Origin of the sequence: Nocardioides marinisabuli, assembly GCF_013466785.1 — a bacterium.
GTDB lineage: Bacteria > Actinomycetota > Actinomycetes > Propionibacteriales > Nocardioidaceae > Nocardioides > Nocardioides marinisabuli.
Genome location: NZ_CP059163.1, coordinates 1,330,378 through 1,349,802, shown reverse-complemented (window position 1 = coordinate 1,349,802; position 19,425 = coordinate 1,330,378). Strand labels below are relative to the sequence as shown.

General features: G+C 73.8%; 22 protein-coding genes. 10 read left to right on the top strand and 12 right to left on the bottom strand.

Annotated features, from left to right (window positions below; translation table 11 throughout):
* Positions 1-12: 12 nt before the first annotated feature.
* The 3 genes from H0S66_RS06565 (at position 13) to H0S66_RS06555 (ending at position 1,603) form a co-directional block, all read left to right on the top strand.
* Positions 13-564 carry a signal peptidase I gene (locus H0S66_RS06565; protein WP_179614673.1) on the top strand — a complete coding sequence of 184 codons (552 nt, stop codon included), beginning with the start codon at positions 13-15 and terminating at the stop codon, positions 562-564.
* A complete protein-coding gene (locus H0S66_RS06560; RefSeq protein WP_179614672.1) occupies positions 561-1,157 on the top strand; it encodes a TasA family protein in 597 nt (198 codons plus the stop codon). Before H0S66_RS06565 ends, H0S66_RS06560 begins: the two co-directional genes overlap by 4 nt.
* A gap of 86 nt (positions 1,158-1,243) precedes the next feature.
* The gene (locus H0S66_RS06555; RefSeq protein WP_180923841.1) at positions 1,244-1,603 is read left to right on the top strand and encodes a hypothetical protein; all 360 of its coding nucleotides are present in this window, start codon (positions 1,244-1,246) and stop codon (positions 1,601-1,603) included.
* Here the strand turns inward: H0S66_RS06555 and H0S66_RS06550 are convergent.
* Positions 1,598-2,404, bottom strand: coding sequence for an SDR family oxidoreductase (locus tag H0S66_RS06550; protein ID WP_180923839.1), 807 nt, complete (start codon positions 2,402-2,404; stop codon positions 1,598-1,600). The genes H0S66_RS06555 and H0S66_RS06550 overlap by 6 nt on opposite strands.
* A gap of 119 nt (positions 2,405-2,523) precedes the next feature.
* Between H0S66_RS06550 and H0S66_RS06545 the strand changes: the two genes are divergently transcribed.
* Positions 2,524-3,807 (top strand): endonuclease/exonuclease/phosphatase family protein, encoded by a 1,284-nt coding sequence (locus tag H0S66_RS06545; protein WP_179614669.1) that lies wholly within the window; start codon positions 2,524-2,526, stop codon positions 3,805-3,807.
* Positions 3,808-3,856: 49 nt separating this feature from the next.
* Here H0S66_RS06545 and H0S66_RS06540 read toward each other — a convergent pair whose 3' ends face one another.
* The 9 genes from H0S66_RS06540 to H0S66_RS06505 all read right to left on the bottom strand — a co-directional run bounded on the left by H0S66_RS06540 (position 3,857) and on the right by H0S66_RS06505 (position 13,862).
* Positions 3,857-4,996, bottom strand: coding sequence for a S8 family serine peptidase (locus H0S66_RS06540; RefSeq protein WP_179614668.1), 1,140 nt, complete (start codon positions 4,994-4,996; stop codon positions 3,857-3,859).
* Between the two features lie 97 nt (positions 4,997-5,093).
* Complete coding sequence (locus tag H0S66_RS06535; protein WP_179614667.1) at positions 5,094-5,936, bottom strand: ABC transporter permease; 843 nt, start codon at positions 5,934-5,936, stop codon at positions 5,094-5,096.
* Positions 5,933-6,739 carry an ABC transporter ATP-binding protein gene (locus tag H0S66_RS06530; protein WP_246305114.1) on the bottom strand — a complete coding sequence of 269 codons (807 nt, stop codon included), beginning with the start codon at positions 6,737-6,739 and terminating at the stop codon, positions 5,933-5,935. Before H0S66_RS06530 ends, H0S66_RS06535 begins: the two co-directional genes overlap by 4 nt.
* Positions 6,739-8,667, bottom strand: a complete 1,929-nt coding sequence (locus H0S66_RS06525; protein WP_179614665.1) for a S15 peptidase family protein — start codon at positions 8,665-8,667, stop codon at positions 6,739-6,741. Before H0S66_RS06525 ends, H0S66_RS06530 begins: the two co-directional genes overlap by 1 nt.
* Before the next feature lie 536 nt (positions 8,668-9,203).
* The gene (locus H0S66_RS06520) at positions 9,204-10,676 is read right to left on the bottom strand and encodes a carboxyl transferase domain-containing protein (RefSeq protein ID WP_179614664.1); all 1,473 of its coding nucleotides are present in this window, start codon (positions 10,674-10,676) and stop codon (positions 9,204-9,206) included.
* Positions 10,677-10,685: 9 nt separating this feature from the next.
* Positions 10,686-11,141, bottom strand: a complete 456-nt coding sequence (locus H0S66_RS20355) for a Rossmann-fold NAD(P)-binding domain-containing protein (protein WP_258017127.1) — start codon at positions 11,139-11,141, stop codon at positions 10,686-10,688.
* Complete coding sequence (locus tag H0S66_RS20350; RefSeq protein WP_258017126.1) at positions 11,102-11,677, bottom strand: Rossmann-fold NAD(P)-binding domain-containing protein; 576 nt, start codon at positions 11,675-11,677, stop codon at positions 11,102-11,104. Before H0S66_RS20350 ends, H0S66_RS20355 begins: the two co-directional genes overlap by 40 nt.
* A gap of 137 nt (positions 11,678-11,814) precedes the next feature.
* The gene (locus H0S66_RS06510) at positions 11,815-13,287 is read right to left on the bottom strand and encodes a M1 family metallopeptidase (protein ID WP_179614662.1); all 1,473 of its coding nucleotides are present in this window, start codon (positions 13,285-13,287) and stop codon (positions 11,815-11,817) included.
* Positions 13,284-13,862, bottom strand: a complete 579-nt coding sequence (locus H0S66_RS06505) for an RNA polymerase sigma factor (protein WP_258017125.1) — start codon at positions 13,860-13,862, stop codon at positions 13,284-13,286. Before H0S66_RS06505 ends, H0S66_RS06510 begins: the two co-directional genes overlap by 4 nt.
* Before the next feature lie 36 nt (positions 13,863-13,898).
* Between H0S66_RS06505 and H0S66_RS06500 the strand changes: the two genes are divergently transcribed.
* The 3 genes from H0S66_RS06500 to H0S66_RS06490 are packed head-to-tail and all read left to right on the top strand — an operon-like array spanning position 13,899 to position 16,087.
* Positions 13,899-15,035 (top strand): serine/threonine-protein kinase, encoded by a 1,137-nt coding sequence (locus tag H0S66_RS06500; protein WP_258017124.1) that lies wholly within the window; start codon positions 13,899-13,901, stop codon positions 15,033-15,035.
* Positions 15,001-15,396 carry a hypothetical protein gene (locus H0S66_RS06495; RefSeq protein WP_258017123.1) on the top strand — a complete coding sequence of 132 codons (396 nt, stop codon included), beginning with the start codon at positions 15,001-15,003 and terminating at the stop codon, positions 15,394-15,396. The genes H0S66_RS06500 and H0S66_RS06495 overlap by 35 nt, the downstream gene beginning before the upstream one ends.
* Before the next feature lie 58 nt (positions 15,397-15,454).
* Complete coding sequence (locus H0S66_RS06490; protein ID WP_179614659.1) at positions 15,455-16,087, top strand: hypothetical protein; 633 nt, start codon at positions 15,455-15,457, stop codon at positions 16,085-16,087.
* Between the two features lies 1 nt (position 16,088).
* On the opposite strand, the gene H0S66_RS06485 is transcribed toward H0S66_RS06490, so the two are convergent.
* Together H0S66_RS06485 and H0S66_RS06480 are read right to left on the bottom strand one after the other, a co-directional pair.
* The gene (locus H0S66_RS06485) at positions 16,089-16,442 is read right to left on the bottom strand and encodes a GntR family transcriptional regulator (RefSeq protein WP_179614658.1); all 354 of its coding nucleotides are present in this window, start codon (positions 16,440-16,442) and stop codon (positions 16,089-16,091) included.
* Positions 16,439-17,302 (bottom strand): hypothetical protein, encoded by an 864-nt coding sequence (locus H0S66_RS06480; RefSeq protein ID WP_180923828.1) that lies wholly within the window; start codon positions 17,300-17,302, stop codon positions 16,439-16,441. Before H0S66_RS06480 ends, H0S66_RS06485 begins: the two co-directional genes overlap by 4 nt.
* A gap of 158 nt (positions 17,303-17,460) precedes the next feature.
* Between H0S66_RS06480 and H0S66_RS06475 the strand changes: the two genes are divergently transcribed.
* The 3 genes from H0S66_RS06475 (at position 17,461) to H0S66_RS06465 (ending at position 19,412) form a co-directional block, all read left to right on the top strand.
* Positions 17,461-17,715 carry a PspC domain-containing protein gene (locus tag H0S66_RS06475; RefSeq protein ID WP_179614656.1) on the top strand — a complete coding sequence of 85 codons (255 nt, stop codon included), beginning with the start codon at positions 17,461-17,463 and terminating at the stop codon, positions 17,713-17,715.
* Positions 17,716-17,769: 54 nt separating this feature from the next.
* Positions 17,770-18,945 carry an FAD-dependent oxidoreductase gene (locus H0S66_RS06470; RefSeq protein ID WP_179614655.1) on the top strand — a complete coding sequence of 392 codons (1,176 nt, stop codon included), beginning with the start codon at positions 17,770-17,772 and terminating at the stop codon, positions 18,943-18,945.
* Between the two features lie 68 nt (positions 18,946-19,013).
* Positions 19,014-19,412 (top strand): hypothetical protein, encoded by a 399-nt coding sequence (locus H0S66_RS06465; protein WP_179614654.1) that lies wholly within the window; start codon positions 19,014-19,016, stop codon positions 19,410-19,412.
* Positions 19,413-19,425 lie beyond the last annotated feature (13 nt).

The following is a 19,425-nucleotide window of genomic DNA, read 5'->3' as shown; positions in this document are numbered from 1 at the left end:
AGCGGACTCGACGTGCGCACTCGATGGTGCGCGATGCTCAGCCTGTGCTCCTGGGTCCTGCTGGGCCTCGCGGTGGCGGTGGTCGGAGCCGCGGTACTCGTACCGCGGCTGACCGGCTCCACCCCCATGACGGTGCTCACGGGGTCGATGGCGCCCACCTACCCGCCCGGCGCCCTGGTCGTGGTGCGACCCGTGCCCGCCGAGGACATCGGCATCGGCACGCCCATCACCTACCAGCTGCGCTCGGGCGAGCCGACCGTCGTGACCCACCGCGTGGTTGGGGTGGGTTACGACGGTGAGGGTGAGCGCGTCTTCACCACCCAGGGTGACGCCAACGATGCGCCGGACCGCGAGCAGGTGCGAGCGGTGCAGGTGCGGGGCGAGGTCTGGTACTCCGTTCCGTGGATCGGCCGCCTCAACCTGCTCTTCACCCGCGACCAGCACGAGCTGATCACTCGGGTGGTCGCCGGCGGGTGCTTCGTCTACGCAGCCGGCCTGATGGTCCGAAGCTGGCGTCGTCGCCTGGAGCCGGCTCCCGCCTCGGCGCACCGAGCAGCCTCATGAGCGGCGCGCACCGGGCGGAGAAGGCGCCGCGGCGGGGTCGACCCCTGTCGGGGCTGCTGGTGGCGGCAGCGGTCCTGCTGGGGGCGACCGGTGGACTTGGCACCTTCGCCTACTGGAACGACGTCGAGACCGTGGAGGGGGGTGTCGTCACCGCCGGCAGCTTGAAGCTGAGCGTCAAGGACAGTGACGGTGTCGAAGTAGGCCCTTGGTCGAAGCTGACCCTCGCCAACCTGGCTCCTGGAGAGAGTGTGGCTGCCTCACTGACCGTGAGGAACGTGGGTACTACGCCGTTCACGGTCGGAGTAGCCGGATCGGGGACTGGGGATCTGCTGCCGGGCGTCGACGTGGCACTGGCGCCAGGGGTGGCCCCGACGACGGGCTCCACCAGCTACCCCCGGAAGCAGACCTGTGGTGTCGCAAGCGATCTGGCGCTCAAGGATGGGCCGTCGTGGGCACTGTCGGGCGCCATCTCACCCGGGGGCAGCCTTCAAGTCTGTGTGCGACTCAGCTTGCGCCCCACAGCCGCCAACGAGCTGCAGGGCAAGTCGATAACTCCGACGTTCACCTTCACCGCCACGCAGGTCGCGCCGTGAAGCGCGCGTTGCTGGGCGGTGCATTGGTTTGTCTCCTCGTGGCGCAGCCCGGCGCCACGACGACTGCTCGGTGGACTGGACAGTCGGTGGTGGAGGCCAGCACTACGACGGCCGGCTCTCTACCGTCGTTCACGGCCACCTGTCAGACCGTCGGCCTCGCATTGACGACAGCGGTGGTGTCCTGGCCGGCGGTGTCCGCGCCCGCGCCGCTGAAGTACACCGTCGAGGTCGTCGACGGACCGGCAGTGGCGGACCCGTCGAACAACTCGGTGACCATCGGTCCGACCCTGCTCACCACGGTCTTCGGCAAGACGAGGACTGTGAGGGTCACGGGAACGCTGCCGGTCGCCGTGGGGTCGACAAGCATGACGGCGTGGACGACGTCGTCGGACGTCCTCGTCACCTACGGGCTCGCGGGCACGACCGTGAGGTGCGGCGGGTCATGAGGCGGAAGTGACCTCCCACCCCACGGGCACCTCCGGGTGCAGCATCGCGTCGGTGCCCCCGTCGACGTACAGCACGGACCCGACGACCAGCGAGGCCGCGTCGGAGAGCAGGAACGCGATGGCGGCGGCGACCTCGTCGGGCTGACCGGGCCGGCCGATGGCGGTCGGGTAGGAGTCGGCGAAGGCGCCGAGCTCGGGGTCGGCCCGGAGCTGGTCGGTCATGGGCGTGGCGATGAGGCCGGGGGCGACGGCGTTGACGCGGATGCCGGCGCCGACCCAGTCGGCGGCGACGCCTTCGCGCCGCGCCCACCACGCGAGCGCGGCCTTGGTCGCGGGGTAGACCTGCACCGCCTCGGTCGCCGCGGCGGCCGCGCACGCGGCCCCCTCGTCGTCGCCCAGGCACAGGTCGGCCACGTCGCCGGCCCAGCCGGGCTGGCAGGTGATCGAGTTCGAGGCCAGCAGCACCACCGCCGCCGAGCCCGCCGCGGCCATGGCCGGTCGCAGCCCGCGCACCAGGCCCAGTGCCCCGAAGTAGTTCACCGACACCACCAGCGCCGGGTCGACGCCGGTCAGCCCGGCCACGCCCGCGCACGCACGCACCACCACCCCGTGCACCACGTCGGTCAGCGCCAGCACCCCGGCGACCGCCTCGGCCCGGCCGGCCGCGGTCGACAGGTCGGCGCTCACCTCGGCGTCCCGCAGGTCGACCCCGATCACCCGGTCACCGCTGTCCCGCAGCAGGGCGGCCGTGGCGGCCCCGATCCCGGAGGCGGACCCGGAGACGACGTACGTGCGCTGCATCGCAGAACTGTAACAAGTTCTAGCCTGGCTTCGAGGGGGGTGGCCGGGCCTACAGTGGTCGAGCTTGGTCATCTACTCGGGAGGTCCTCGTGAGAACTCGTTCGATCCGTCATGCGCGCGTGAGCGCCATCGGCCTGGTGGTCGCCGCGCTGCTGGTGCCGCTGCACGCCTCGGTGGCGCAGCCCCCGCCTGAGCGGGGCGGTCCGCCGGAGAGCCTGCGCATCGCCACCTTCAACGTCTCCATGTTCCGGACCACCGAGGGCGAGCTCGCCGCCGACCTCGCCGATGCCGACGACGAGGCGCAGGACGCCGAGGTCCGCAACGTCGCCGAGATCGTGCAGCGCCAGCGCCCCGAGGTGCTGCTGCTCAACGAGTTCGACCACGACCCCGAGGCACTGGCCCTGCAGCGCTTCCAGGACAACTTCCTGGCCGTGGGCCAGGGTGGCGCCGAGCCGATCGACTACCCCTACGCGATGGTGTTCGCCTCGAACACCGGCGTGGCGAGCGGCTTCGACCTCAACAACAACGGCGAGGTCGGGCAGTCGGGCCGTGCCTACGGCGACGACTCCTTCGGGTACGGCGAGTTCCCGGGCCAGTACGCCTTCGCGCTCCTCTCCCAGCACCCGATCGACACCGACGCGGTGCGGACCTTCCAGGAGTTCCGGTGGGCGGACATGCCGGGTGCGCTGCTGCCCGACGATCCCGACACCCCGGAGCCGGCCGACTGGTACTCACCGGAGGAGCTGGAGGTCTTCCGGCTCTCGAGCAAGAACCACGTCGACGTCCCCGTCGAGGTCGGCGGCCGTACGGTCCACGTGCTGGCCAGCCACCCGACGCCCCCGGGCTTCGACGGGCCGGAGGACCGCAACGGCACCCGCAACCACGACGAGATCCGCTTCTGGGCCGACTACGTCTCGCCCGGTCGCTCGGACTACATCTACGACGACGACGGCGAGCGCGGCGGGCTGCACCCCGGCTCGGCGTTCGTCGTGATGGGCGACCTGAACGCCGATCCCGCCGACGGCAGCGGCGTGGCCGGGGCCGCGGCACAGGTCGTGGAGCACCCCCTGGTCCGCGACCCCGCCCCCGCCAGCGACGGCGCGGCCGAGGCGACCGACCTGCAGGGCGGCGCCAACCGGACCCATGCCGGCGACCCCGCCCTGGACACCGCCGACTTCAGCGACGGCCCGGGCTCCGCCGGCAACCTGCGCGTCGACTACGTGCTGCCGTCGCGGCCCCTGCGTGTGCGGGACGCGGGTGTCTTCTGGCCGGTCCAGGAGGATCCGCTCTTCCGGCTGACCGGCGTCTACGACCCGTCGTACACCAACGGCTTCCCGAGCTCGGACCACCGGATGGTGTGGGTCGACCTCGCGGTCCCGCCGGGCGGGCCGCAGTCCCGGTGACGCCGGCCCGGGCGTGCGCCCGGGCCGGCGCCAGCCGTCGGCGCTCGCCTCAGCCCTTCGTCCGCCCCTTGCCCTTCCCCTTGCCGTTGCCCTGGGTGGGCGCGGGGTCGACGGTCGTCGTCGCGGCACCGGGCTGCTGCACGGCAGCGGCGGCGTCGACGATGCCCCACCCGTAGACCGGCGAGTACAGCCCGGTGACGTCGGTCAGCGGCTGGCGTGCGGTGTCGAGCAGGGCCGCCTCGATGTTCTCGCGGGTGCGTCCCTGGGCCGCGAGCAGCGCGGCGACCCCCGCGACGTGCGGCGTGGCCATCGAGGTCCCGGCGTAGTAGTCGTAGTCGGACTCGCCGCAGGCCGCGCTGCCGGTGCCCAGGGGCACCGTCGAGACGATGTCGTCCTCGCAGGACGTCAGGCCGGCGCCGCCGGGGGCGGTCACCGCCTTGAGGTCGAGCTTGTTGGGCAGCTCGGAGAACCAGCTCTTGACCTCGTTGCGGTCCGTGGAGGCCACGCAGATCGCGCCGGGCTCGAAGGCCGGCGTGTTGCACAGGGGGGTGGCCGTGTTGCCGGCGGCCGCCACGACGGTGACCCCGCGCTCGTTGGCGTAGGCGATGGCGTCGGTGACGTCGGACTCGACGCCGGTCAGGGTGAGCGCCTGCAGCCCGGGCAGGCCGCCGAGGCTCAGGTTGACGACGTCCGCGCCGTTGTCGGCCGACCAGCGGATGCCGGCGGCGATCTCGGCGAAAAAGCCGCTGCCGTCCTCGAGCACCTTGACGGGCAGGATCTTGGCGTCCGGCGCGGTGCCGGCCACGCCGACGCCGTTGCCGGTGACGGCCGCGACGATCCCGGCCACGTGGGTGCCGTGCTCGTCGGCGTTGTTCTCGCCGTCGGGGCCGCGGAAGTCGCCGTTGCCGCAGGGCGCCGTGCCTTCGCAGCCGGTGAAGGTCGCACCCTGGAGCAGGTTGGCCCTCAGGTCGGGGTGCGAGAAGTCGACCCCGGTGTCGACGACGGCGACCACCGCGCCGGCGCCCGTCGTGGTGGGCCAGGCCGCTTCGGCCCGGACCTGGTCGAGACCCCACTGCTGGCCCCGCAGGGGGTCGTCGGTGGCGGCGTGGGCAGGGGTGGTGGTGCTGGCCACCATCGCCGCGGCGGCGAACAGCGAACCGGCGGTACCGGCCTTCCGAGACAGGCGCATCGTCGTCCTTCCGTCCGTGGCCCAGGCGGTCTGGACCACTTCCGGTCAACGACCCGGGCCGGACGGGGCTACGCCCGCCCGCCGACGACCACCCGGCTCAGCTCAGCACGTCCTTGCGCCGGAACATCCAGAACGCCAGCCCCACGAAGACCAGCGTGTAGAGCATCGACCACAGCGTGCCCTGCACCAGGTCGTCCCAGACCACCTCGGGCCGCAGCAGCGCGAACCACGCCCCGGCGTCGTGCATCGGCAGCGCGTTGCGCAGCGACCCCAGGTTGTCGATCTGGTCGAGGATCGCGGCCACGATCGTCACCATCACCGCCCCGCCGACGGCGGCCAGCGGCGCGTCGGTGCGCACCCCGAACGCGAAGGCGATCGCACCGACCGGCATCAGGACGACGACCAGGTACGCCGCGATGAGCGCCAGGCGCGGCCCGAACGTCGCCCAGTCGAGGGTGCCGCCGCTGGGGTTGCTGAAGCCGGCCGGGCCGTAGAAGACCAGCCCCACCAGCAGCGACCAGCCGATCAGCGCCAGCACCGCCACCGCGGTGCTGAGCAGCCCGATGACCAGCTTGCTCAGCAGCAGCCGGGAGCGGGGCACGGGCGCCAGCAGCAGGTAGCGCAGCGTCGACCACGACGCCTCCGAGGGCAGCGAGTCGCCGACGAAGAGCGCCGCCAGCACGATCAGCAGGAACGACGAGGACACCGCGGTGGTGAAGACGGTGAAGTTGGCCGCGCCGCCGGTGGCCAGGTCGACGAGGCTGCCCTCGCTGGGGTCGCCGTCGCCGAGCGCGAAGGCCGCCACGATCACCAGCGGCAGCGCGAGCAGCAGCACGAACGACCACGTCGTACGCCGCCGCGACAGCTGGCGGCGCAGCTCGGCGCGCAGCGACAGCGGCCGCCCGGGGAGCGTCTCGAGGGACGCGGTGGAGGAGCTCATCGCGAACGCACCTGCCTGAGGTCGGGGTCGGAGCCGGAGGCCGCGGCGATCACGCCGAGGAAGACCTCCTCGAGGTGCCGGCGGCTGCTGACGCCGACCACGTCGGCGCCGCTCGCGGCGGCCGCGCGCACCACCTCGGCGCGCGGGAGGTGGGCGACGACCACGACGTGGGGCTCGTCGACGTCTTCGACCACGTCGACCTCGCTGACGCCCTCGAGGTCGCGCAGCCGCTCGGCCAGCGACGACGGGTCGCTGCCCGGCGCGAGCGTCACCACCGTGGTGTCGGTGGAGTCGACCAGCTCGGCCACGGTGCCGGTCACCACGACCCGGCCCGCGTGCATCACCACGACGTGCGAGCAGGTCAGCTCGACCTCGGCCAGCAGGTGGCTGGAGACCACGACGGTGCGGCCCGCGGCGGCGTACCGGGCCAGCACCGGGCGCAGCCCCGCGATCTGCGGCGGGTCGAGCCCGTTGGTCGGCTCGTCGAGCACCAGCACCTCGGGCAGCCCGAGCATCGCCTGGGCGATGCCGAGCCGCTGGCGCATGCCGTGGCTGTAGGTGCGCACCGGCCGCTCGATCGCACCACCGAGCGCCGCGATCTCGAGGACCTCCTCGTAGCCGGCCTCGGCCGGGTCGCGACCGGTGGCGGCCCAGTAGGCCTCGAGGTTGGCGCGCCCGCTGAGGTGCGGCAGGAAGCCCGGCCCCTCGATCAGGGCCCCGACCCGGGCCAGCACCGGCGTGCCCGGCCCGACCTGGCGGCCCAGCACGTGCACCCGCCCGGCGTCGGGCGCGATCAGGCCCATCACCATCCGCAGCGTCGTGGTCTTGCCGGCGCCGTGGGGCCCAGCAGGCCCACGACCTGGCCGCGCTCGGCGCGCCAGGACACGTCGTCGACGGCGCGGTGGCCGTCGGCGTAGGTCTTGACCAGCCCGTCGACGACCAGCGGCACGTCGGCCAGCTCGGGGTCGACGGGTCCGTGGCTGCGGCGCCGGCCCACCAGCGCCGCGCCCAGCAGCCCCAGCAGCACCACGCCGATGGCCACGAGCAGCCCCACGACCTCGTCGTCGAGGCCCTCGCCGCCCTCGGTGGCCAGCACCGTCGCGCCCTCGACCGAGGGCAGCTGCAGGTCGCTGACCTGCACGACGTCGGCGCGGGCGGCCCGCGGGGCGGCGTACGTCTGGTCGGTCGAGGTCACCAGCACCCGCAGCCGGGAACCGGCCGGCACCTGCCAGGTGCCGCCGGGCAGGTCGACCTCGACGCTGGTCTCCTCGCCGGGCGTCGTGTCGACCGTGACCGGCGCGACCAGGCGGCGCGTCAGCTCGGGCACCCCGTTGCTGACCTGCCACAGGCTCAGGAAGAGGGTGCTGCTGCGCCCGGTCGAGGTCACGTCGAGGCGCACCCGGGGCGTGCCGACGACCGTGCGGGCCTCGTCGAGCTCGGCGGTGTCGAAGGAGGCCGACTGGCCGGGCAGCGCGGCGAGCGGGTAGGTCGACAGCACGTCGCTGAACTCGTCGACCACGTCACCGGTCGACGGCACGGCGGTCAGCGACTGCGGCTCACCGCCCGGCGGGTTGGCCAGCGGCTGCTCCTCGCCGCTCAGCGCGAGCGTCTCGTACGACGTCGCGTCGGTCTCGTCGCTGCTCTGCACGGTGGCGGTGTCCTGGCCGCGGGTGCGCGGCAGGGCCCAGCTGAGCTCGGGCAGCGGCAGGTCGTCGGCCCCCTCGGCTGCCTCGGCCCCGGCGCCGCGCAGGTAGTGGTCGAGCCACGGCTCGATCGTCGCGGTGTCCGCCTCGAGCGACCCGCCGAGGTCGTCGTGGCCGCCGTCGCTCCAGCGCACCGCGACCGGCGTGCCCTGCTCCTCGAGCGCGCGGGCGGTGGCCTCGGACTGGTCGAGGCCGAAGAGCGTGTCGGCCATGCCCTGCACCAGGTAGGTCGGCGCGTCGAGGTCGTCGAGCAGCGGCGCGGGGCTGTGCGCTGCCAGCAGCTCGAGCAGCTCCTCGCTGGGCTCGCCGCTGTCGGCCGCCTCCAGGAGGGGCGCGCAGACCTCGGCGGCGAACCGGCCGCAGAGCGGGTCGCCGCCCTGCCCCTGCGCGGTGGAGGAGAGGAAGAACCGCGAGGCCCACAGCTGCTTGAAGGGCCCCGGCTCGTCGCTGCCGACCACCGACTGCGGGAAGAACGACTCGGCCAGGTCGTGCCAGGTGATCGCCGCGACCACGGTGTCGACGCGCGGGTCGGTGGCGGCGGTCATCAACGACACCGCCCCGCCGTACGACGCCCCGACGAGCCCGACGCGGGGGTCGCCGTCGGCGTCGGTGACGACGTCGTCGCGCTCGGCCAGCAGGTCGACCAGCGCCCGGGCGTCGGCGATCTCGAAGGCGGGGTCGGCCAGGTGGATGCGCCCGCCGGAGGCGCCGAAGCCGCGCGCGGTGTAGGTCAGCACCAGGTAGCCGTCGCCCGCGAGGTCCTCGGCCTGCTCGACCAGGTCGGCCTTGCTGCCGCCGAAGCCGTGGGTCAGCAGCACCGCCGGGTGCGGCCCCTCCCCGTCGGGCACGAACACCGACGTGTCGAGCTCGACCTCGGCGCCGCCGGGCTCGGGCCCCACCGCGACCATCGCCTCGGCGACCTCGCCCCCGGCTCCCGCCGCCGTCGCCGGGGCGAGCAAGGCCGCGGACGCGACGAGGGCGAGGGCGAGGGCCAGGGCGCCCGTGAGGGCGGCGGAGCGGGCGCGCATGCGCCCCAGTCAACAGGGTGCCCCGTCACCCCGTCCGTTGGTCGAGCAGTGACGAGCGCCAACGGAGGCGCTCGTTGGTCGAGCAGTGACGAGCGCCAGCGAGGAACGTCGCCGAGACCCGGTGACGTGCCCGGTCGCCGTACGCCATGGGCTCACGGGGTTTCGGCGACGCTCGAGCCTTCGGCCCTCGCTGCTCAACCAACGGAGGCGCCCGTTGGTCGAGCAGTGACGAGCGCCAGCGAGGACCGCGCCGACCCGGCGTCGTTGGTCGAGCAGTGACGAGCGCCAGCGAGGAACGTCGCCGAGACCCGGTGACGTGCCCGGTCGCCGTACGCCATGGCCTCACGGGGTTTCGGCGACGCTCGAGCCTTCGGCCCTCGCTGCTCAACCAGCGGAGGCGCTCGTTGGTCGAGCAGTGACGAGCGCCAGCGAGGAACGTCGTCGAGACCCGGTGAGGGTCGCGCTCGCCGTACGCCGGCCGGTCACCGGGTTTCGAGACGGTTGCTGCGCAACCTCCTCGACCAACGTCCGCGTGGTCACTCGTAGCGGCGCACCCGCTCCGCGGGGCTGCCGGCGCCTCGGGTCAGCAGCCCGGCCAGCTCGTGAGCGAGCACGGCGCCGACCCGGCGGCAGAAGTCCTCGGGCTCCTCGGCGGCGTCGGGGCGCTCGCCCACGACCCGGTCGACGACGCCGGCGGCGTGCAGGTCGAGCGCCCGGACCCGCTGCTGACGGGCCATCTCGGGGGCGTGGTCGAGGTCGCGGTGCACGATCGCGCTGGCGCCCTCGGGCGGCAGCGGCGAGAGCCAGGCGTGCTGGGCGGCCACCACCCGGTCGGCCGGCAGCAGCGCCAGGGCCCCGCCGCCGTTGCCCTCGCCGAGCATCAGGCTCAGCGTGGGCGCGTAGAGGGTGACCAGGTCGCCCAGGCAGCGCGCGATCTCGCCGGCCAGCCCGCCGTTCTCGGCGTTCACGCTCAGCGCCGCGCCCTGGGTGTCGATGACGGTGAGCAGCGGCAGCCGCAGCTCGGAGGCCAGCCGCATCCCGCGCCGCGCCTCGCGCAGCGCCTCCGGGCCGAGGGGGTGGGTCTTGGTCTGGCCGCGGCGGTCCTGGCCGAGGAACACGCACGGCACCTCGCCGAAGCGCACCAGCGCGATCAGCAGCCCCGGGTCGGCCTCGCCCTGGCCGGTGCCGTTGAGCGGCACCACGTCGTCGGCGGCGTACCTCAGCAGCCGGCGTACGCCGGGGCGCTCGGGGTCGCGGGAGCGGGTGACGGCCTCCCAGGTGTCGACGTCGGGGATCTCGTCGTCGCCCGGGTCGGGCACCTGTGCCATCTGCTCGCGCGGGGGCAGCATGATCCGCAGGGCGCGGTGCAGGATGTCGGCGATGTCCTCGGGCGCCACGACCGCGTCGATGATGCCGCGGGCGTAGAGGTTCTCGGAGGTCTGCACGTCCTCGGGGAAGTCCTCGCCGTAGAGCGCCTGGTAGACCCGCGGCCCCAGGAACCCCACCAGCGCGCCCGGCTCCGCGACCGTCACGTGGCCCAGCGAGCCCCAGCTGGCCATCACGCCGCCGGTCGTGGGGTGGCGCAGGTAGACCAGGTAGGGCAGCCCCGAGGTCTTGTGCGCCATCACCGCCTGGGCGATGCGCACCATCTGCACGAAGGCCGGCGTGCCCTCCTGCATCCGGGTGCCGCCGCTGATCGGGGCCGCCAGCAGCGGCAGCCCCTCCGCGGTGGCGCGGGTGATCGTGGCGACCAGCCGGTCGGCGGTCGCGCGCCCGATCGAGCCGGCCAGGAAGCCGAACTCGCCCAGCACCACCGCCACCCGCCGTCCGCGCAGCAGCCCCTCGCCGGTCACCACCGCCTCGTCGGTGCCGGCCTTCTCGCGCGCCGCCGCGAGCTCGGCGGCGTACTGCTCGCTGATCTCGCCGTACGACGGCGCCTCGTCCCAGCTGCGCCACGACCCCTCGTCCAGCACGAGGTCGATGAGGTCGTGGGAGGTCAGCCGCGTCATGGCCGAAGGCTAGGGCTCCTGGGGCAGCCCTGTGAGCACCTCTCGCTCCTCGGCCCGGGTCAGCCCGGTCACCACCGCGTCGGGGGTGGCCCGCAGCCACGCCAGCGTGTCGGCGGCGGTTTCACCGACCGGTCGCACCCGCAGCCCGGCGTCGCGCGAGGGTGTCCAGTCGTGGGCGAGGATGCCGTCGTACGCCGGGCGCGGCAGCCACAGCGGCAGCGAGCGCGGGCCCATCCACGGCGCCACCTCAGCGGCCGCGAGCGTCTCGTCGTCGGCCCACACCCAGCGCGGCGCGGCACCGACCCCGGCGGCCACCTCGTCGAGCAGCCGGCCGAGGGGCAGCGTGGGCCCGACCCCGTCGAGGACGCCGGTCAGGCCGCGCTCGGTGGCGTCGACCAGCCAGTGAGCCAGGTCGCGCACGTCGATCACCTGCACCAGGTCGTCGGGCGACCCACCGGCCAGCACCGGCTCCCCGTCGCCGGCGCCGTCGAGCCGCGCCGGCCAGTAGGTGAAGCGGCCGGTGGGTCGCCGGGCCCCACGATCAGGCCGGGCCGCACGACCAGGGCCGCGGGGGCGCCGTCGAGCACCGCCTGCTCACAGGCCACCTTCATCGGCCCGTACGCCTCCGGGTCCACGGCCAGGTCGGCGTCGTCGTGCCGGGGCTCGCGCAGCGGCAGGGTGCCGGGGCGTCCGCCGGGGGTGGAGTCGTCGGCGTAGACGTTGAGGGTCGAGACGAAGGTCCAGTGCGCCGCGGGCCAGGCGGCGACCGCGGCCCGCACCCACGACGGCGAGCGCGCCACCTCGACCACGGCGTCGTACGCCGTCGACGTCAGCTCGTCGGGCAGCCCGGCGACCCGGTCGACGGGGACGTGGCGCACGCCCTCGGGCAGCGGGCCGGACGCGCCGCGGCAGGCGGCCGTGACGTCGTGGCCGCGCGCGACCGCCTCCTGCGCCACCGCCCGCGAGAGGAAGACCGAGCCGCCCAGCACCAGGACCCGCATGCGGCCATCGCAGCGCATCGGGGTCGCCGGCGCAACGGACTTGTCAGCCTTCTCCCGCACATAGTGGGTGTTGCAACCCCTGACAAGCGCATGAGTCCCCGGTCGGCCGGGGACTCATGCAGGGCGCCACCCGGGCCTCAACCCCGCGCCGGCGTCGTCTCGCCCAGCAACCAGGCGTCGAAGAACCCGCTGAGGTCGCGCCCGGAGCGCTCGGAGAACCACGCCGTGATCTCGTCGTACGACGACGTGGTGTTGGAGTGCTCGGCCGGCCAGGCCCGCACCAGCTCGAAGAACAGCTCGTCGCCGAGGTCGCGGCGCAGCTCGTGCCACATCAGCGCGGGGCCGTAGTAGACGTTGGACTCCCCGAAGGTCGCCGGGTCGTAGGCGGCGGGCGGGCCGGCGGCGGCGCGCTCCTCGTCCTCGAAGGAGGCCCAGTAGTCCATCAGCTGGTCGATCGTGTAGTCGTCCTGCGAGGCCTCCCACATGCCCTGCAGGTACATCGCCATGCCCTCGTTCATCCACATGTCGCGCCAGTCCGAGGGGCCCACCTCGTCGCCCCACCAGTGGTGCGCGAGCTCGTGCACGACCACCGCCGGCGAGGTCGTGTAGTCGGTCATCCCGAGCGTGATCATGGTCTGGGTCTCCATGCCGCTCTCGCTGTCGACGAGCAGGATGCCGAGGGTGTCGAAGGGGTAGGGCCCCAGGATCTCCTCGAGGAACGCCAGCCCCTCGGGGGTCGGGGCCAGGGCGCGGGCCAGGCGCTGGCGCTCGCGCGGCACCCAGTACTGGATCGGCACCCCGCTGGCCGACTCGTCCTCGGTCAGCACGTAGTCGCCCGTCGCGATCGTCATCAGGTACGACGCCGCCGGCTCGGCCAGGTGCCAGGTGGTGGTGCGCAGCCCGTCGGCCTCGGTGGTGTCGACGAGCTCGCCGTTGGCGACGCCGGTGAACGGCTCGGGCACAGTGACGCTGATGTCGTAGAGCGCCTTGTCGGAGGGGTGGTCGTTGACGGCGTACCAGGTGTAGGCGCCGTGCGGCTCCTGCATCGTCCACGTCGACCCGTCGGGCATCGTGGTCCAGCCGTTGGTGGCGAAGTCGCCGCGGGTGGTGGGCGCGGGGACCGGCAGCGGGGTGCCCTCGAAGTCGAGCGCGAGCTCGTAGCGGCCGTCGACGACGACGTCGGTGACCACGACGAGGTCCTTGCCCTCGTGGCTGAAGTCGACCTCCTCGCCGTCGACCCGCACCGCACCCACGCGCAGCTCGGGGCTCAGGTCGAGCTGCAGCTCGTCGTCGTCCTCGGTGGAGCGCAGCAGCAGGGTCTGGCGCCCGGTCAGCACCTCGGCGGCGGGGTCCCAGGCCAGGTCGAGGTCGTAGTGCAGCGCGTCGACGCCCGGGTCGCCGGTGCGCGGGTAGACGGAGTCCTCGACCGGCTCGCTGAGGGCCGCGTCGAGCGCCGGGTCGTCGAGGCCGTCGTACGCCGGCTCGGCGGCGACCGGGGCGACCTCGAGGGGCGCCTCGGCCCCGGCCGGCCGCTCGAACAGCGGCTCCTCGGCGGCGCCGGAGCAGGCGGCGAGCGCCAGCAGGGGGAGCGCGAGCAGCGAGCGCCTCACTCGACGCCCCCGCGCAGCAGCTCGCGGGCCAGGCGGCGGCCGTGGTGGATCTGGGCCTTGATGGTGCCCAGCGGCGCCCCGACCAGCGCGGCGATCTCGTCGTAGGGCAGGCCGTAGACGTCGCGCAGCAGCAGCGGCTCGACGACCTGGGGGTGCTCCCGCTCGAGGGTCTCCATCGCCTCGAGCAGGTCCAGGCGGGTGCCGGCGATGACGCTGGTGGTGCGCGGGTCGGGCCGCTCCAGGCTGCCGCCGCCCTCGGCCTGCGGGTCGGCGGGCACGGCCTGGTTCTTCATCCGGCGGTAGGTGGTGCGGGCCGAGTTGACCGCCACGGCGTGCATCCAGGTGGTGAAGCGCCCGCGCCGGCCCCAGCCGCCGATCTTGCCGGCGATGTTGATCAGCGCCTCCTGGCAGGCGTCCTCGGCGTCGGCGGAGTGCGGCAGCACGCCCTGGCAGACCCGCAGCGCGCGCGGCCGGACGGCGGTCAGCAGCTCCTCGAGGGCGGGGCGGTCCCCGTCCTGCGCCCGTCGGGCCAGGTCGTCGATCTGGTCGGCGTCGTACGCCTCCGGTGCGCCCACTGGTCTCCCTTTACCTCGATGGCCCATCATGCCTGGGTGTCCACCGGTCAGCGCATCCCGCAGCGCCTGGGTCGCTACGCCGTGCGCCGGCGGATCGGCTCGGGCGGCTTCGCGACCGTGTGGCTGGCCTACGACGAGCACCTCGACTCGCCGGTCGCGGTGAAGGTGCTGGCCGACAACTGGACCGACGATGCCCAGGTGCGGCGCCGCTTCCTCGAGGAGGGACGCTACCTGCGCCGGGTCGAGTCGCCCCACGTCGTGGGCGTCTACGACGCCGGCGAGCTCGACGACGGCCGGCCCTACCTGGTGATGTCGTACGCCGACCAGGGCACCCTGGCCGACCGGCTCGAGATCGACGGGCTCACCCCGGCGCAGTCGCTGGAGATCGTGCGCCAGGTCGGGGCGGGGCTCACCGCGCTGCACGCCCGCGACATCCTGCACCGCGACGTCAAGCCGGCCAACGTGCTGTTCCGCACCGTGGAGGGCGAGGTCCGCGCCATGCTCGGCGACCTGGGCCTGGGCAAGGCGCTCGACGTGTCGTCGCGGCTGACGATGGTCGCCGGCAGCCCCTCCTACGTCGCGCCCGAGCAGGCCCGCGCCGAGGCCCCCGACGCGCGCGCCGACCAGTACTCCCTGGGCGCGGTCGCCTACCTCCTGCTCGCCGGGCGACCGGCCTTCTCCCACGCCAGCCTGCGCGCCGCGGCCGACCGCAGCCGCCCGCGCCGGTCGGCGGCGACCTGCCCGCCGCCGTCGACGACGTCGTACGCCGGGCGCTCGCGGTGGAGCGCGAGGAGCGCTGGCCCGACGTGGCGACGTTCGTGGCCGAGCTGGGTGCGGCGCTCGAGCCGGTGGTGTCGGGGGCCGGGGAGCCGGCGACCGCGCGCCGTGGCTGCCGGTCGACCCCGAGCTGACCCAGCCCGGCAACCGGCCCTCGCTGCACACCCCGTCGGCCAGCCTCCGCGACCCCGAGCCCCCACGGCCCCCGCGGCGCCCGCGCCGCCGCCGGCTCGTGGCGCTGACCGCGGTGGCGGGCCTGCTGGCCGCGGCCGGGGGAGCGTGGGCCGGCGCGGCGATCGAGCAGGGCTCGCGCCCCGACCTGCGGGTGCTCAGCGACGAGGGCGGCACGCTCTCGGTCGAGGTGCCCGCCGACTGGGAGCGCAGCGTCGGCGGTGAGGGCTGGGCCGGGCCCGAGGGCGACGGGTCGTACGCCGCCCTGTCGGTCGGCACCGACGCCTCCTGGACCGACCCGGCCCGCGAGGCAGAGGGCGTCTTCCTGGGGCTGATGCCCGGCGGCGACCTGCCCGAGCTGGTGCCGACGCACCCGGAGTGCGACGAGCAGCAGTCGCCGGTGGTCGAGGAGGGCGAGGTGCCGTCGGTGACGGTGCTGTCCACCGGCTGCGGCGGGGGCACGGGGGTCGTGGTCGAGCGGGTGCTCCAGGTCGCGGGCAACCGGCTGCTGTGGGTGCAGGTGCGCAGCCTCGACCGGCCCACCGCCAACCGGGTGCTCGACAGCGTCACGACCTCGGGGATCTGAGCGCGCACCACCCTCCTGGTGCGGTGACGCCACCGCCCCCGCGCCGTACGGTCGAGGGATGGATGCCGCTGCCACGACGACTGCCCCGACCAGCCTCGGGTCGGGCCCGGCCGGGCTCGCGACCCGGGTCGTGTCGGGGGCGGTCGCCGTGACCCGTCTGCCCGGCCAGGCCGTCGACGCGGGGCGGCGACTGGTCGCCGACGCCACCGACGTGGTCGAGCAGGCCGCCGGCCTGGTGACCCGCGTCGTGGCTCTGGTCGGCACGATCGAGGTGCTGGTCGACGAGATCGCGGTGATCGCCGGGCGCGCCTCCCTGGTGGTCTCGCAGGCCGACGCGGTCGCCATCGACGCGGGTCGCACCGCCACCCTCGCCGACGTCCAGGTCCGTCGGTTGGCGGCGCTGATCGACGCGATCGAGCCCGCCGTCGCGCAGCTGCGGCCCACGCTGGAGCGCAGCGCGGAGGTGCTGGAGCCGCAGCACGCCGAGTCGGTCGCCAAGCTGCTCGACCTCACGCCCGAGGTGATCGACCTGATCACCCCCGCGCTGCGCAACCTGGGTGCGCTGACGCCCGAGCTGCACTCGCTGGCCGAGCGCTTCGAGGCGATGGGTCAGATCGTGGAGGGCATCCCCGGGGCCTCGATGTTCAAGCGGCGCGGTGCCGCGGACGACGAGGACGGCGAGTCGAAGTAGCTCAGCCCGACCACTGCTCCTCCACCAGCCTCGTCGCCTCGGCGCAGGTCAGCCCGCGAGCGCGGGCGCTGCTGACGTAGTCGGCGACCAGGTCGCGCAGGTCCGGGCCCGGCGTGCTCGCGGAGCGGACGAACGTTCCCCGCCGGCCGTGGGTGTCGATGACCCCGTCGGCCTCGAGCTCCCGGTAGGCCCGGGCCACGGTGTTGGGTGCGAGCCCCAGGTCGGCTGCCATCTGGCGCACCGTCGCCAGCCGGGTGCCCGCCGCCAGCGTCCCGCTGGCGACCATGCCGGCGATCTGGGCCCGCAGCTGTTCGTACGGCGGGACGCTCGAGGAGGTGTCGACGGCGAGGTTCACGGCGCGGAGCTCGGGTGGGCGATCGGGTCCGTCTGCCTCGGCCGATCTCGCCGAATGCCCATGACCATGACCACTACCGCGGCGGCACCGAGCACTGCGACACCGACACTGAGCAGCAGGATCGGCAACGACAGCTCGCGAACATGCACGACCGCTGCGTAGACCGCGACGACAGTGCTGAAGATCCCGGCGAAGATCGCCAGGTGTGGCATCGGCGCGATGGTTCTGGCCAGGACCGCCTTCTGCCACGACAGGCCCTCGGCGGTGCTGGTCACCAAGGGACGGGCCACGACGACGGCCACGACGCCGTGTTGGGCGGCGACGAGGACCAGTCCGATGCTGCACGCGATCAGCGCCCGGTCGGCGGTCGCCGTGCCGGTCCCTGCCACCAGTGCGGCCGCCAGGGCGAGCGCCGATCCCGCGGTGAGCACGGACAGGCGGAGCCGCAGCACGTCGATGCGGCCGTAGTAGTCCGAGGCGCGACGACGCACCGGATCGACGGCGCGTCGTGGTCCGTCGACCAGCGGCTTGGTGCGGACGCTGGCGAGGAGCGCGCCTGTCGAGGAACCGACCCCAATGCCGATCACGAGGAGGAACCAGTGCCAGGGGAGGTCGTCCCACGCGGAGCTTGGAAGGAGGTAGACAGCGGTGATGCCCCACAGGAACCCCACGAACGGGTAGACCGCCCGGCGATGCAGCTGAGGCCCCAACCACTCTCGTACCTGGGGTGTCAGCGGAGCCGGCACGGTCTCCGCGAAAGTCATCAGCTCGGCAGCGGCCTTCCCACGCTGCGACCTCACGAAGAGGACGGTGGCAACGACGTTGATGACGACGAACCCGGAGAGGTAGATGACGCCCAACGGAGGCCTCCAACCTTTTGTGTCAGTGATTGACGCAAACGTAGCATTACAAAGTCGGGTCAGGCCAGCGTCAGGGTCGGCTCGGGGCGTACCCCGATGGTCCGCAGGCCGACTCCGGCGCATGCTGGAGTCATCAACCGCACCACTGGGAGGACCCCATGACCGACATCCGTGCCAGCCTCGGCAACCAAGGCCTCGTCCGGCCCCGCGACAGCAGGGTCCTGGGAGGTGTCTGCGCCGGTCTCGGGCGCCGCTTCGGCCTCGGGCCGTGGGTCGCCCGGCTGCTGTTCGTGCTGATCCTGATGGTGGTGCCGGGCAGCCAGTTCCTGATCTACCCGGTGCTGTGGATCCTGATGCCCGACGAGGACAGCCTCGGCAGCCAGCCGCCGGCGCCGCGCGACCCCACCGGCTGACCCAGGCGCCCGAGGAGGCCCGAGGGGTGTAGTCGACAGGGCTACGTTGGCGAGATGGAGCACCACGAGGTCCTCGTCATCGGCGGCGGCAACGCCGGCGTCTCGCTGGCCGCGCGGCTGCTGCGCGACGGCGCCGAGGGCGTCGCGGTGGTGGAGTCGCAGTCGACGCACCGCTACCGCCCGCTGCTCAACTACGTGGGCTCCGGCGAGGCGAGCATGTCGGCGCTGGAGCGACCCGCGGCGAAGGTGATGCCGCAGGGCGCCACGTGGGTCGAGGACCAGGTCGTCAGCGTCGCCCCGGCCGCCCCGAGCGTGCGGCTGGCCAGCGGCCGCGAGGTCGGCTGCACGACGCTGGTCGTCTGCCCCGGCCTCGAGGAGGACTGGGCCGCCACCCCCGGCCTGCAGGAGGCGCAGACCGCCGGGTGGGCCGGCTCGACGTTCACCGTCGACACGGCCCGGCGGCTCTGGCCCGCGTTGCGCGACCTGACCCACGGCCGCGTCCTCTTCACAATGCCGCCCGAGCCGGCGCCGTGCGGCGCGACCGCGCTGAAGCCGCTGTTCATGGCCTGCGACCACTGGCGCCGACGCGGCGTGCTCGACGACATCGAGGTGCACCTGGTGCTCCCCGGCGCCACGCCCCTGGGCCTGCCCGGCCCCGACGCGCGCCTCGAGCGGGTGCTCGCGTCGTACGGCGTCAGGGTGCACCGCGAGGCCCGCGTCACCGGCCTCGCCGACCGGCGGGTCACGGTGACCACGCCCACCGGCGACGTCGAGCTCGACGACGTCGCCCACGCCCACGTCGTGCCGCACTACCGCGCGCCGCGCTGGGTCGCCGAGAGCGACCTGGCCGGCGCGACCGACGCGGGTCTCGTCGACGTCGACCCGCAGACGATGCGCCACCGCCGCCACCCGGCGGTCTGGTCGCTCGGCGACGTCGCCGACCTCGGCACCCGACCCTCCGGCGGCGGCCTGCGCAAGCAGGTCGCGGTGCTCTCGCACAACATCACCACCGACGGCAGCGAGCCCCCGCAGCACTACGACGGCTACACCGTCATGCCGATCACGACCTCGCGGCGCCGGCTGATGCTCGTCGAGGTCGACCGGGACGGGCAGCCCTCACCCACCGTGCCGTTCCCCGACCTGACCAAGCCACGGGTGCTGACCTGGTACGCCGACCGGTACGGGCTGCCGCTGACCTACTTCAAGCGGATCCTGCGCGGGAAGGTGTGACGACCTCAACGAGGGCACGCTAAGCCGTGAGAACCCGCCGCGACGAGGTGCAAGGGAGGGATGGGTGAGTGCCCGCCGGGCATGCCCAGGTGCCGATGAGCGAGCAGGCATGGATCAACTCCGGCATCAACGTCGCCTGGGTGTCCCAGCACGTTCCTGCGGGCATCGAGGACACCTTCGACGCCGAATGGGACGAGCTGCAGCAGCAGCCCGCGTGGCGCGAGTGGATGACTCGGTACGAGGACGAGGTCCGGGGGCCCTTCAACTACCTGGAGGTCGCGGATCGGTCCACGAAGAGGGTCTTGCGCAAGAAGTCCGGCGACCTGGCCATCAAGCTGCCCGCCTCAGCCTTCGTCGGCGCCCACGACGCCCGCCAGGTGTGCCGAGAGGTGATCCGTGAGGTCCTCGCCACGCGCGCCGAGATGGCCGGGATCTCCCCACCGCCTGACCTGGGCTCTCACTCATGATGCGGCGCGTGGC